This is a genomic window from Hydrocarboniphaga effusa AP103 (assembly GCF_000271305.1).
Classification (GTDB): domain Bacteria; phylum Pseudomonadota; class Gammaproteobacteria; order Nevskiales; family Nevskiaceae; genus Hydrocarboniphaga; species Hydrocarboniphaga effusa.
In genome coordinates this window covers 2,473,741-2,486,004 of the sequence record NZ_AKGD01000001.1, presented here as the reverse complement: position 1 = coordinate 2,486,004, position 12,264 = coordinate 2,473,741, and the positions used below count along the sequence as shown (strand labels likewise).

Annotated in this window: 9 protein-coding genes; 5 read left to right on the top strand and 4 right to left on the bottom strand. The window is 65.1% G+C overall.

Going from position 1 to position 12,264, the window contains the following annotated elements; translation table 11 throughout:
• Nucleotides 1-794 precede the first annotated feature (794 nt).
• Genes pgi through edd form a run of 4 tightly spaced genes read right to left on the bottom strand, consistent with a single transcriptional unit; the run spans nt 795 to nt 6,251 of the window.
• Nucleotides 795-2,297 (bottom strand): glucose-6-phosphate isomerase, encoded by a 1,503-nt coding sequence (gene pgi / locus WQQ_RS10900; RefSeq protein ID WP_007185219.1) that lies wholly within the window; start codon nt 2,295-2,297, stop codon nt 795-797.
• 27 nt (nt 2,298-2,324) lie between these two features.
• Nucleotides 2,325-3,761, bottom strand: a complete 1,437-nt coding sequence (pyk, locus tag WQQ_RS10895) for a pyruvate kinase (protein ID WP_040453400.1) — start codon at nt 3,759-3,761, stop codon at nt 2,325-2,327.
• Nucleotides 3,762-3,777: 16 nt separating this feature from the next.
• The gene (locus tag WQQ_RS10890; RefSeq protein ID WP_007185217.1) at nt 3,778-4,416 is read right to left on the bottom strand and encodes a bifunctional 4-hydroxy-2-oxoglutarate aldolase/2-dehydro-3-deoxy-phosphogluconate aldolase; all 639 of its coding nucleotides are present in this window, start codon (nt 4,414-4,416) and stop codon (nt 3,778-3,780) included.
• A 14-nt stretch (nt 4,417-4,430) separates the two neighbouring features.
• Entirely contained in the window at nt 4,431-6,251 is a 1,821-nt protein-coding gene (gene edd / locus WQQ_RS10885; RefSeq protein WP_040453399.1) for a phosphogluconate dehydratase, read from the bottom strand.
• A 232-nt stretch (nt 6,252-6,483) separates the two neighbouring features.
• Here edd and zwf point away from each other — a divergent pair, with 232 nt between their 5' ends.
• The 5 genes from zwf (at nt 6,484) to WQQ_RS10860 (ending at nt 12,260) form a co-directional block, all read left to right on the top strand.
• Entirely contained in the window at nt 6,484-7,944 is a 1,461-nt protein-coding gene (zwf, locus tag WQQ_RS10880) for a glucose-6-phosphate dehydrogenase (protein ID WP_007185214.1), read from the top strand.
• Between the two features lie 5 nt (nt 7,945-7,949).
• Nucleotides 7,950-8,678, top strand: a complete 729-nt coding sequence (pgl, locus tag WQQ_RS10875) for a 6-phosphogluconolactonase (protein WP_040453398.1) — start codon at nt 7,950-7,952, stop codon at nt 8,676-8,678.
• 2 nt (nt 8,679-8,680) lie between these two features.
• Nucleotides 8,681-9,616 (top strand): SIS domain-containing protein, encoded by a 936-nt coding sequence (locus WQQ_RS10870; protein ID WP_007185212.1) that lies wholly within the window; start codon nt 8,681-8,683, stop codon nt 9,614-9,616.
• 249 nt (nt 9,617-9,865) lie between these two features.
• Nucleotides 9,866-11,110 carry a lipid IV(A) 3-deoxy-D-manno-octulosonic acid transferase gene (waaA, locus tag WQQ_RS10865; protein WP_007185211.1) on the top strand — a complete coding sequence of 415 codons (1,245 nt, stop codon included), beginning with the start codon at nt 9,866-9,868 and terminating at the stop codon, nt 11,108-11,110.
• A 112-nt stretch (nt 11,111-11,222) separates the two neighbouring features.
• Nucleotides 11,223-12,260, top strand: coding sequence for a ligase-associated DNA damage response exonuclease (locus WQQ_RS10860; protein WP_007185210.1), 1,038 nt, complete (start codon nt 11,223-11,225; stop codon nt 12,258-12,260).
• Nucleotides 12,261-12,264 lie beyond the last annotated feature (4 nt).

The following is a 12,264-nucleotide window of genomic DNA, read 5'->3' as shown; positions in this document are numbered from 1 at the left end:
CGCAGAGCGTTCACCCGAAAAGGCGAACGCCGATGGACACTGCCGCCGCGCGGCGAATGCACGCCCGATTCACAGTTGAAGGCCATGTTGATTCTCCCCACCGCCGCTTCGTACTTCTATTTATTTTTTTCTCGTAAACAAATTAAATGACCCTCCCCGGGAGTGTCAACAGAGAAATTAAACCGCGAGATTTCCCCGCAACCGGCTGAGTGAAGCCGAAACAAGCCGATTCCTATCAATCAATTAAGAGACGGGTCGGCTAGGCCAGCGATCGGCTCTGCGCGATGAAAGGCGCTACAGGCAGGGCCGCGAGCGCTTCGACGTTGTCGCCACGGCTCACCGCGAGCACCCGCGCCCCTTCTTCGACGAGCCTCAAGGCGCCGGCGCGCGATGCCGGCGCCGGTCACGAGCGCGACCTTGTTCTCGAAGCGGCGAATGCCCGTCATGAGGCGGGCTCCAGAATCGGAACGTAAACCGGGCCGGCCATGTGACAACCACCCTCCGAGCAACAGAAGAACCGCGGCATGCGAGCTTGCGTTCGCCGGGGCGGGGACAAGCCGGTGCCTCCGATTGCGGCAACCAGGCCCGATGCCGCCAGGCATGGTCGTACTCCGACGCAAGCGCCGTCAGAGCCGTGCTGGCATGAACGCGCTCCGATCAAGCGTGGGAGCGAGCAGCGGCAGGATCGAGGGAATCCGACGATCTGCCGCCGTGCAGGCATGGCGGCGATTCACGACTTCATCAGCGCAACGCGGCGGGTCTGACTCGCACGTCCGCCGATGAATGCATCGCCCTCAGGCCTGTTCCAGCGCTGCCGCCATCTGCTTGCCGAGTTCCACACCAGGCTGATCGAAGGAGTTGATGCCGAGCGCCGCTCCGATCATCGCAGTGCGGTGCTCGAAGGCCGACAACAGCATGCCGAGCATGTGCGGGTCGAACTTTTTCATTGAGAGTACGGACACGGCATTTCCGCCAGCGCGACCGCCTACGCGGTCGGCCAGCGCATCGGCTTGCGCGCGGGCGTTGGCCAACAAGGCAACGTGGTGCTCGGCGCAAGCATGTGAAGGCTGCTGAACGCAAAGCAGATCGATGCTGGTTTCGCGCGTCCCTTCACGCAGCAACTGGAAGTAGGCGTGCTGATCATTGGTGCCGAGTCCTCCCCAGACCACCTGGCTGGTGGCATAGGCGAGGCGTTCGCCGGAAGCGGTGCGCCCCTTTCCATTGCTCTCCATTTCCAGTTGCTGCAGCCAATCGACGAACAAGCGCAGGCGATCGTCGTACGCCACTGCGCAATGGCTGGGCATGTTCAGAACCGTGCCGTTCCATATCGCCAGCAAAGCCATGCGCATCGGAAGGTTCTGTTCGAGTTCGGCCTTGGCAAAATGCTGATCCATGGCTGCAGCCCCGGCGAGCATTTCCTCGAACTTTCGATAGCCCAGCTGCAAGGCCACCGGCAGTCCGATCGCGCTCCATACCGAGAAGCGGCCACCGACCCAATCCCAGAGTGGCAGGATGTTGTCCGCTGCAATGCCGAATTCTTCAGCCGCAGCAGGTCGGGCGGTGACAGCAAAGACCTGCGCCTGCAACTCGCTCGCCGACAGTCCCGAGGCCAGGCACCACGCGAACAGGGTTTTGGCGTTGAGGCGTGTTTCCCGCGTCGCAAAGCTCTTGCTGCTGACAATGAACAGTGTCGCGGCAGGACGCAGCTTGCGCATCAGGCGAGCAGCGCCGGTGCCGTCGACGTTCGACAGGAAATGCACGCGCAGATGGTCGGGGGCTTCATCCTGCAATGCGTCGCAGACCAGGCGCGGCCCGAGATCGGAGCCACCGATGCCGATGTTGACGATGTCCGTGATCGGGGTGCCGCCGGCGCCGGTCAGCCGGCCGGCATGCAACGCGTCCGCAAGCTCGCGCATGCGCGCCAACGTTGCGTGCACCAGCGGCACGACATCCTGGCCGCCGGACACGATCGAGGCCGTCTTCGGCGAACGCAAGGCGCCGTGCAGCGCCGCCCGCCGTTCGCTGTGATTGACGAGCGCACCGCCGAGCAGCGCATCGCGCCGAGCTTCGAGCTGCTGTGCACGCGCGAATGCGTGAAGGCTATCGAGCGCCGCCGCATCCAACCATTGACGCGTGCCGTCGAGTTCGATGCCCAGTTCCTCGATCGCAAGCACGGCCGCGGGATCGCAATGGCGCAACACGCCATCGTCGCGGATTCGGTGCCGGATGCGAGCAGCGGCGGATTGCAGGGAACTCCATTCCGGTGACTGATCAGCAGGAATTTCTGGAAAACTCATGATGCCTCGAGGCTGTATCGAACTGTTCTAGAAAGATGGCCAAACCACATGCAGCTGATTCGTAGAGCCCGGCAGGCCGAACGGCGTGCCGCAGACAAGCACCATGGCCTTGCCCGGTTCAGCCAGTGCCTGTTCGTGCAGGAGTCGGGTCGCCCGCTCCACCGTGCGGGTATCGCCTGCCATCGCGGTGTCCGCATGTGGATGGATGCCCCACACCATCGTCAGCCGCTGTGCGACGGTGGTGCTCGGAGTGAGGCACAGGACCGGCGATCGCGGTCTCTGCTGCGCCATGCGCATCGCGGTAGCACCGGAGGCGGTGTAGGCCACGGTCGCCGACAGCGGCAGCAGCTCCGAGACGCGCCGCAGAGCCGAACCCAAGACATCCGTCGTGGTGGATTCGCCGTCCTTGCCGATCGCCTGCATCAGCGGCTGGCGCAAGCTGTCGCTCTCGGTGTGGCGGACGATGCCGTCCATCGCGCGCACGGCCTCTACGGGATAGCGGCCGGAAGCGGTCTCGGCCGAAAGCATCACCGCATCGGCACCGTCATAGACCGCTGTCGCCACGTCGGAAGCTTCCGCGCGCGTCGGACACGGCGAGCCGATCATCGATTCCAGCATCTGCGTTGCAATCACCACTGGCTTGCCGGCGCTGCGCGCGAGACGGACCAGTTGCTTCTGCACGCTGGGCACTTGCTCCATCGGCATTTCCACACCGAGATCGCCGCGCGCGACCATGATGCCGTCGGCGGCCGCGATGATGGCTTCGATCTCCTGCAAGGCGCCGGGCTTTTCTATTTTTGCCATCAGCAGGCAGCGCTGCTGCACCAGCTCGCGGGCTTCGATCACGTCCTGCACCCGCTGCACGAAGGACAGCGCGATCCAGTCGACACCGAGATCCAGGCCGAACTGCAGATCCCTGCGATCCTTGCCAGACAGCGCCGACAGCGACAGCGCGCGCGACGGCACATTCACGCCCTTGCGATCGGATAACGTCCCGGAGCGCAGGGCACGCACCCGGATCGACCCCGGTCCGACCTCGGTGGCGATGAAGGCCATGCGGCCATCATCCACCAGCAACTGATCGCCGGGCTGCAGCGCACTGAAGATCTCCGGATGCGGCAGGCAGACCCTGCGTTCGTCGCCCGGGGACGGATCGAGGTCGAAGCAGAAGGGCGCCTCTGCCGCGAGCGTGATGCTGCCGCTCGCGAAGGTGCCGATGCGCAGCTTCGGCCCCTGCAAGTCCAGCAGGACACCGAGCGGACGGCCCAGTGCCGCGGATACGCGGCGCACACGCTCATAGGTCAAGGCATGATCGGCCTGCGTGCCATGGCTGGCGTTGAGGCGAAACACGTTCGCGCCCGCCATGGCGAGTGCCTGGATGGTGGCCTCGTCGCGACTGGAGGGCCCGAGTGTCGCAATGATCTTGGTGCTTCGGGGTACGGCGCCGCTTCTGTCCGCGTTCATGCTTTGAAGGCTCCGTTCACTTGCGCAGTTGCAATGACTGCTGCGCCAGACGGGTAATCCCGTCCCAATCCCGCGCCTCGATCAGATCAGGCGGCGTCAGCCAGGAGCCACCGACACAAGCGACGTTCGGCAGCGCAAGGAAATCGGGCGCCGATTGCGGACTGATACCGCCCGTGGGACAGAAGCGGATTTGCGGAAACGGGCCGTTCAGCGCCTTGAGCATGCCGATGCCGCCTGCCTGCGCCGCCGGGAAGAGCTTGAGCGCCGTATAGCCCGCATTCATGGCCGCGATCACATCGGAAGGCGTCATGACACCAGGCAGCAGCGGGAAGCCCGCTTGCGTCGCGGCGGCCAGCAGCGACGGCGTCGCACCCGGGCTCACGCCGAAGCGCGCACCGGCGGCCTGCGCGCGCCGAATGTCGGCGTCGTCGATCAAGGTGCCGGCCCCGACCAGCGCCTCCGGCACCGCATTCGCGATTGCACGGATGCTGTCGATCGCGGCGGCCGTGCGCAGCGTGACTTCCAGTACCCGCACGCCACCGGCGACCAAGGCGCGCGCCAGCGGTACGGCATCCGAAATGTCCTCGATGACAATGACCGGAATCACCGGGCCCGACGACAGGACTTCGTCGATTGCGTACTGGGAAGGATGCATGTCTGGGTGATCGCTCAGGCTGTCAGAAACGAAACGGCGCCCTGCTCGGCACCGGCGACGGAGGCGCGGGCGGCGGAGAACAGTTCGCGGCCGACGCCGTAGTGGTTGGACGAAAGATCGGGCCCGGCCACTTCACGTTGCAGCCAGTCGGCCGCATCGACCAAGGCCTCCAAAGTCCCAGTCCCGGCATCCAGTCGGATGAGGTCGCCGTCTCGCACGCGAGCGAGAGGCCCGCCAGCCAGGCACTCGGGCGTCACGTGTATCGCCGCCGGAATCTTGCCGCTGGCGCCCGACATACGTCCGTCGGTGACCAGTGCGACCTTGAACCCCTGGTCCTGCAGAACGCCCAGCGCCGGTGTCAGCTTGTGCAGCTCCGGCATGCCATTGGCGCGCGGTCCCTGAAAGCGCAGGACCGCGACGAAGTCACGGTGAAGCTCGCCCCGCTTGAACGCGGCGAGCATGTCGTCCTGATCATCAAACACCCGTGCAGGCGCCTCGACCACCCGATGTTCCGGTTTGACGGCCGACGTTTTGATGATCGCCCGACCGAGATTGCCGCTCAGAAGCTTCAATCCGCCATCAGCGCTGAAAGGCTCACGAACAGAGGCCAGCACCGCGCGGTCCAGGCTGCTGGCAGCCCCGGGAACCCAGGTCAGGTTTCCGGAGGCGAGCGCGGGCTCTTCGGTGTAGCGGCGCAATCCTTTGCCCGCCACCGTCATGACGTCGTCATGCAGCAGTTCTTCGTCGAGCAACTGGCGGATCAGCAGGCCGATACCGCCGGCGGCATGGAAGTGATTGATATCGGCACTGCCATTCGGATAAACCCTGCAGAGCAGAGGCACGACGGCGGAGAGCGTATCGAAATCGCTCCAGTCGATGACGATGCCGGCTGCACGCGCGATCGCCACGAGATGAATCGTGTGGTTGGTGGAACCGCCGGTCGCGAGCAAGCCGATGATGCCGTTGACGATGGCGCGTTCATCGATCACCTCGGCGATCGGCGTGTACTCCGCGCCTGCTCGCGTTATCTGCGCCGCCCGCGTCGCGGCGGCCGCCGTCAAGGCGTCTCGCAGCGCAGTGTTGGGATTGACGAATGCGGCGCCGGGCAAATGCAGCCCCATCACCTCCATCAACATCTGATTGCTGTTGGCGGTGCCGTAGAAGGTGCAGGTTCCGGGACCATGATACGAGGCCATCTCCGCCTCCAGCAGCGCCTCGCGGCCAACCTTGCCTTCGACGTGAAGCTGCCGCACCTTGGCTTTTTCCGGATTCGGGAGTCCGGTGGTCATCGGCCCGGCAGGCACGAAAATGGCCGGCAGATGCCCGAACTGCAGCGCACCGATCAGCAGCCCCGGCACGATCTTGTCGCAGACACCCAAGTACAGGCCACCGTCGAAAACATTGTGCGAGAGGGCAATCGCGGTGGACATCGCGATCACATCGCGCGAAAACAACGAAAGCTCCATCCCCGCCTGGCCTTGCGTAACGCCGTCGCACATCGCGGGCACACCGCCTGCGAACTGGGCAACCGCCCCCGCCTTGCGCGCGGCGTCCTTGAGAATCGCCGGAAAGCGTTCGAAGGGCTGATGCGCAGACAACATGTCGTTGTAGGAAGAAACGATGGCGAGATTGGGCCACCGCCCGGCGCGCAGATTGGTTTTGTCGTCGGCAGGCGCAGCGGCAAAGGCGTGAGCCAGATTGGTACACGAGATCCGCGACCGAACCGTTCCCGCCTCGGCGGCATCGGCAGCACGCTTCAAATAGGCATTCCTCGAAACGAGGCTGCGGGCTTGTATGCGTTCGGTGACGGAGCGGATGACGGGATGTAAAGGCATGGCCTCGGACGTTCTTGGTTCGGTACAGGGACGCGGCGATTTAGGTAGCAATACTACATTATATTTTGAATCATGGAGGTTGCCTCCATCGCTTCACTCGTCAGAACAAGCTGAAAATCACGAGTTACTCGAATTTTCATGCATTCCACTGGGTCCGATAAATTTCTTGAAGGGTCGGACCGGCGCGCTATAGAATGTAGTAAAACAACATAACCTGAGTGCACGGCGGCCCATGTCATCGCTTGAATCGTTCGATTTCATTCTGTTTGGAGGCAGTGGCGATCTGGCCATGCGCAAACTGCTGCCGGCCCTGTTCTATCGGCATCGCGATACCTCGCCGAACCACGGCTGGCGAATCATCGGAACCGGCAGGGATGCGCTCAGCCGCGACCAGTACCTGGCCCTCGTCGAACAGAACTGCAGAAAGCACGTTCCCACCGACGATTTCACCGACGCCGCCTGGAACGCGTTTGCGCAGTGCCTCGACTACACGCAGCTCGATGCCAACAGCGAAAAAGACTTCGCCCTGCTGGCCGACTGGTTGAAGGACAGCGGCAGCCGGATCCGTGTCTTCTACCTGGCGACTGCCCCGGGCCTGTTCGCCAGCATCTGCGCCAACCTCGGCAATGCGGGACTGGTGACACCGAACAGCCGCGTCGTCGTGGAGAAGCCATTGGGACGGGATCTGCCTTCGGCGACGCGGATCAACGAAGACGTCGGCAAGGTGTTTTCGGAGGAGCAGATCTTTCGCATCGACCACTATCTGGGTAAGGAAACGGTCCAGAATCTCATCGCGCTGCGCTTCGGGAACGTGCTGTTCGAGCCGTTGTGGAATCGCTCGTGGATCAGCGATGTGCAGATCACCATCGCCGAAACCGTCGGCGTCGAAGGCCGTGGCGAGTTCTACGACTCAACCGGCGCGCTTCGCGACATGGTCCAGAATCACTTGCTGCAATTGCTCTGCATCGTGGCGATGGAGCCGCCTGTCAGCCTTCAGCCCGACGCCGTGCGGAACGAAAAGCTGAAGGTGTTGTGCGCGCTTCGTCCTTTCACCGATGCCGACGTGGGAACCAAGACCGTTCGCGGCCAGTACCGCGCCGGCGCCATCCGCAACAAGCCGGTCGCGGGCTATCTGGAAGAAGAAGGCATCGCTCCGAAAAGCCAAACCGAGACCTTCGTCGCCATCAAAGCCGAACTCGACAACTGGCGCTGGGCCGGCGTGCCGTTCTATCTCCGCACCGGCAAGCGCATGGGCGAAAGACTGGCCGAAATCGTGGTCAATTTTCGCGGCGTGCCTCACCCGATTTTTCCCAACGGCGGCGAAAGCGGCGCCAACCGCCTGGTCATCAGCCTTCAACCGAACGAAGGGCTGAAGCTCGAGGTGATGGCAAAACTTCCCGGCGAAGGCATGCAGGTTCAGCGGATTTCGCTGGACGTAGCGTTCGCCGAGACGTACCAGATGCGTCAATGGGATGCATACGAGCGCCTGATCATGGACGTGATACGCGGCAAGCTGACGCTGTTCATGCGTCGCGACGAATTGGATGCGGCCTGGAGCTGGCTGGAGCCGATCATGAGTGCCTGGGATCGACAGGTCACGCCGATGAAATTCTATCCATCGGGCACCTGGGGGCCCACCGCAGCAAGCGCCCTGCTCATGCGCGAATCCCACGCCTGGCATGAAGAGATGTAATCCTCATGGCGAAGGATCCACTACCGACATCCCGACACTCACTGCAGAAGCACTGCTGTGCAGACGATGAAAGCATCGGCGTGACCGCGGCCAGTGTCGTCGCCGGCATTCTCGCCCAGGCGCTCGACACGCGACCCCTTGCTTCGCTGATCGTCTCCGGCGGTCGCAGCCCCGCGCGCTTCATGGAATCGCTATCGACTGCGGCGCTCGACTGGAGCCGCGTGGTGATCGGCCTGGCCGACGAACGCTGGGTCGATCCGGCGTGTGCCGCCAGCAACGAACATCTGGTGCGCACCCATCTGCTCCGCAACGCGGCAGCCCGGGCTCGGTTCGTTCCCTTGAAGAACGCATCGCGGAGCGCGGCCGCCGGAGTGGGCTTCGCCGAACGCGCCATCGCCGAAATTCCCCGCCCTTTCGATGCCGTCGTGCTCGGCGTGGGCGAAGACGGGCACACGGCCTCCCTGTTCCCCTGCGCTTTGGAGACGGCCCGCGCGCTCGATCCGAAGCGGCCCGCAAATGTGGCGGCGATCAATCCCGAAACCGCCCCACACGAGCGAATGACCCTGACGCTGGGCGCCCTGTTGGACAGCCGTCAACTGATCATCATTGCAAGCGGCGAAAAAAAGCGGGAGGTTCTCGAGCGCGCTGCCGCGTCCGGCGATCCGCTTTGCTTTCCAATCGCGGCTGTTCTATTGCAGGATGCGGTCCCCACGCACCTGTTCTGCGATTTCTGACTTTGAAGAAACCCCGAAACCTTTCGTCCAAATCCGCAAACCCGAAGGAACAGACGGCGCCGACACCGGTTTCCAGCCGCAATCCGTTTCTGGAGCGCATCAAAGGCGAACTGGATCGGTTGCGAAAGTCGGAAAGGGCGGTCGCCGAATTCGTGCTGGCGCAAAGCCTCGAAGTGCTCAATCTGTCGATTGCCGAAACCGCATCACGCGTCGGCGTGAGCCAGCCGACGGTGGCCCGATTCTCGGCCGCGTTGGGATTCAGCGGCTTTCGCGAGTTCAAGCTCAGGCTGGCGCAAAGCCTGGCCGCCGGCGTTCCGTTCGTCCATCAGGACGTCAATCCGGACGACAAGATGGCAGTGGTCGCACAGAAGGTTTTCGACAGCACCATCGGTGCGCTGATGTCCGTGCGCAATCATTGCGATCCCGCGCGGATCCAGCAGGCCGTCGACATCCTCGCCAAGGCCAGGCGAATCGAGTTCTACGGCATCGGCAACTCCGGCATCGTCGCGCAGGACGGACAACTCAAGTTCTTCCGGTTCGGAATTCCCTCCGTCGCCTATCTGGACGGTCATTCCATCGGCATGGCGGCGACGGTCCTGAAGCGTGGTGACGCCGTGGTTGCGGTCTCGGCGACGGGGCGCACATCCGACATCATCGGCGCCGCCGAAATTGCGCGCGAGTGCGGCGCCGCCGTCATCGCCGTCACGCCCGGCGGCTCGCCGCTGTCGAAACAGGCCGACATCGCGCTGAACGTCGATGTGCCGGAAGACCCTGATGTCTACGCACCGATGACCACGCGTCTGGCCCACCTGGCGGTTCTCGACGTCCTGTCGGTGGGCGTCGCGCTCGCATTGGGCCCCTCCCTGCTCGAACGTCTCGAGCGAAGCAAGAGGACGTTGCGCGACAAACGCATTGGCCTGCCGGAGAGTCGCGCCTAGCCCCGTTGCCGGATCAGCTGCGCTTCGAGGTCGACATTGACACCGACGCCGCTGCATCATGCCTGCGGCGGCACGGCATGCGAAACGCTGCAGTCGCAACCGATTGGTTTCCCGGCGGTGGCGTGGCGGCATGTTCAGGCCGCGGTTTCATTGTTCTGGCCGGCCGAATGCGCCCGGACGGCTCCAATATCGGGGCCCGGTATCGCGCCGCCCTGATCGATCCCTCACTTGCCGATATGCTGGCCGGCCATGCGCCCGCTCTACACCCTGCTGCTCTACCTGTTGACGCCGTTCGTGCTGCTGCGCCTGTTGCTGCGCAGCCGGGCCCTGCCGGATTACCGCCGACGCTGGAACGAGCGCTTCGGCTTCGTGCCTCGGCCCGAGCAGCCGGTCGCGGTCTGGGTGCACGCGGTTTCGGTCGGCGAATCGCTCGCCGCGATGCCGCTGATCAAGGCGCTGGTCGAGCGCCACGGTCGCGGCCGGGTCTGGGTCACCACGACCACGCCGACCGGCTCGGCCCGCGTCACCGAGGCGCTCGGCGACGCCGTGCTGCACAGCTACATGCCCTACGACCTGCCCGACGCGGTCGCTCGCTTCATCGATCGCATCCGCCCCGGGCGCGTCGTGATCATGGAAACCGAGCTCTGGCCCAATTTGTTCCAGGCGCTCAAGCGCCGGCGCATTCCGCTGCTGGTCGCCAACGCCCGGCTGTCGCCGCGCTCGTTCCGCGGTTATTCGCGAGTGCGCGGCTTCGCGGCCGACACGCTGGCCTGCTGCCGCGTGGCCGCGCAAAGCCCGGCCGATGCGGAGCGCTTTCGCTCGCTCGGCGCCCCGCAGGTCACGGTCATGGGCAACATCAAGTTCGATCTCGCGCTACCCGAGGCCCAGCTCGCCGCCGGGCGTGAGCTGCGCGAGCGCGTCGGCACGCAGCGTCCGGTGTGGATCGCCGCGAGCACGCACGAAGGCGAAGAGCTCGCCGCGCTGCAGGCCCATGCAGCGCTGCGCCGGCGCTGGCCCGACGCGGTGCTGATCCTGGTGCCGCGGCATCCGCAGCGCTTCGACGAAGCCGCACGCACCATCGAGCGCCAGGGCCTCGCGTACCGACGCCGTTCCGAGCCGCGCGCATTCGGCGACGCCGCCGTGCTGCTCGGCGATTCGATGGGCGAAATTTTCGTGTACTACGCCGCGGGCGATGCCGCCTTCGTCGGCGGCAGCCTCGTCGACGTCGGCGGCCACAACGTGCTCGAACCCGCCGCGGCCGGACTGCCCGTGCTGTTCGGCCCGCGCATGCACAACTTCCTGCCCGCGCGCGAGCTGCTGCTGGCCCGCGAAGCCGCCGTCGAAGTCGCCGACGCCGCGGGCCTGGAACCCGCGCTCACACGCTTGTTCGAAGACGCCGCGCTGCGCGAACGCATGGGCGCGGCCGGCCGCGAAGCGGTCGCCGCCAATCGCGGGGCTTTGCACAAGCTGCTGCAGGAACTCGAAAGCGCGTGAGCGCCTTCAAGCCCTGCCCTGCAAGTACGCTCGGGCTCACGCGCTCGCGCCGACTCGCGACGCTACGATCCCCATGCTTCGCACGGGGCCCCTCCACGCTGCTCGCGCCGCTATGACCGACCTGATCATCCCGACCGACCAGGGCCTGTACTGCCCGGCCGGCGATTTCCACATCGACCCGTGGCGTCCGGTGCCGCGCGCGGTCATCACGCACGGCCACGCGGACCACGCGCGCTCGGGCTGCGGACGCTACTGGGGCGCGGCGCCCGGGCTCGGCCTGATGCGCGAACGCATCGGCTACGGCGCCGGCATCGTGCCGCTGGCTTACGGCCAGCGCGTCGAATTCGGCCCGACGACGGTGTCGCTGCACCCGGCCGGACACGTGCTCGGCTCGGCGCAGGTGCGCGTCGAGCATCAAGGCGAAATCTGGGTCTGCTCGGGCGACTACAAGCGCGATCCGGACCCGACCTGCGAACCCTTCGAAGTCGTTCCCTGCGACGTCTTCATCACCGAAGCCACCTTCGGTCTGCCGGTGTATCGCTGGCAGCCGACCGAAGAAGTCGCGCAGGAAATCTTCGACTGGTGGCAGCAGTGCAAGACCGACGGCGTCACCGCGATCCTGCATTGCTACGCGCTCGGCAAAGCGCAGCGCATCCTCGCCGAACTCGCGCGGCTGACCGACGAAACGGTTTACCTGCACGGCGCGATGACCAGGCTCGTGAAGCTCTACCGCGATGCCGGCATCCGCATGCTGCCGACCGACGCGGTCGGCAACCAGCCCAAGTTCTTCGACTGGAAAGGCAAGCTACTGCTCGCTCCGCCGGGTGCCGGCGGCACGCCGTGGATGCGCCGCTTCAAGCCGTTCTCGGCCGCCTTCGCCTCGGGCTGGATGCGCGTGCGCGGCACGCGCCGCCGCGAAGCCTACGACCGCGGCTTCACACTCTCCGACCACGCCGACTGGCCCTCGCTGCTGCGCACGATCGAGGAGACCGGCGCCCGGCGCGTGCTCGCCACCCACGGCAACACCGACGCGCTGGTCGCCTGGTGCCGCGAACGCGGCATCGAAGCACGCGAGCTCAAGACCGAGTACGAGGGCGAGCCGACGAAGGCGGACAAGGACGTGGAGGAAAGCGGAGCCGATCCGGCGTAAACCG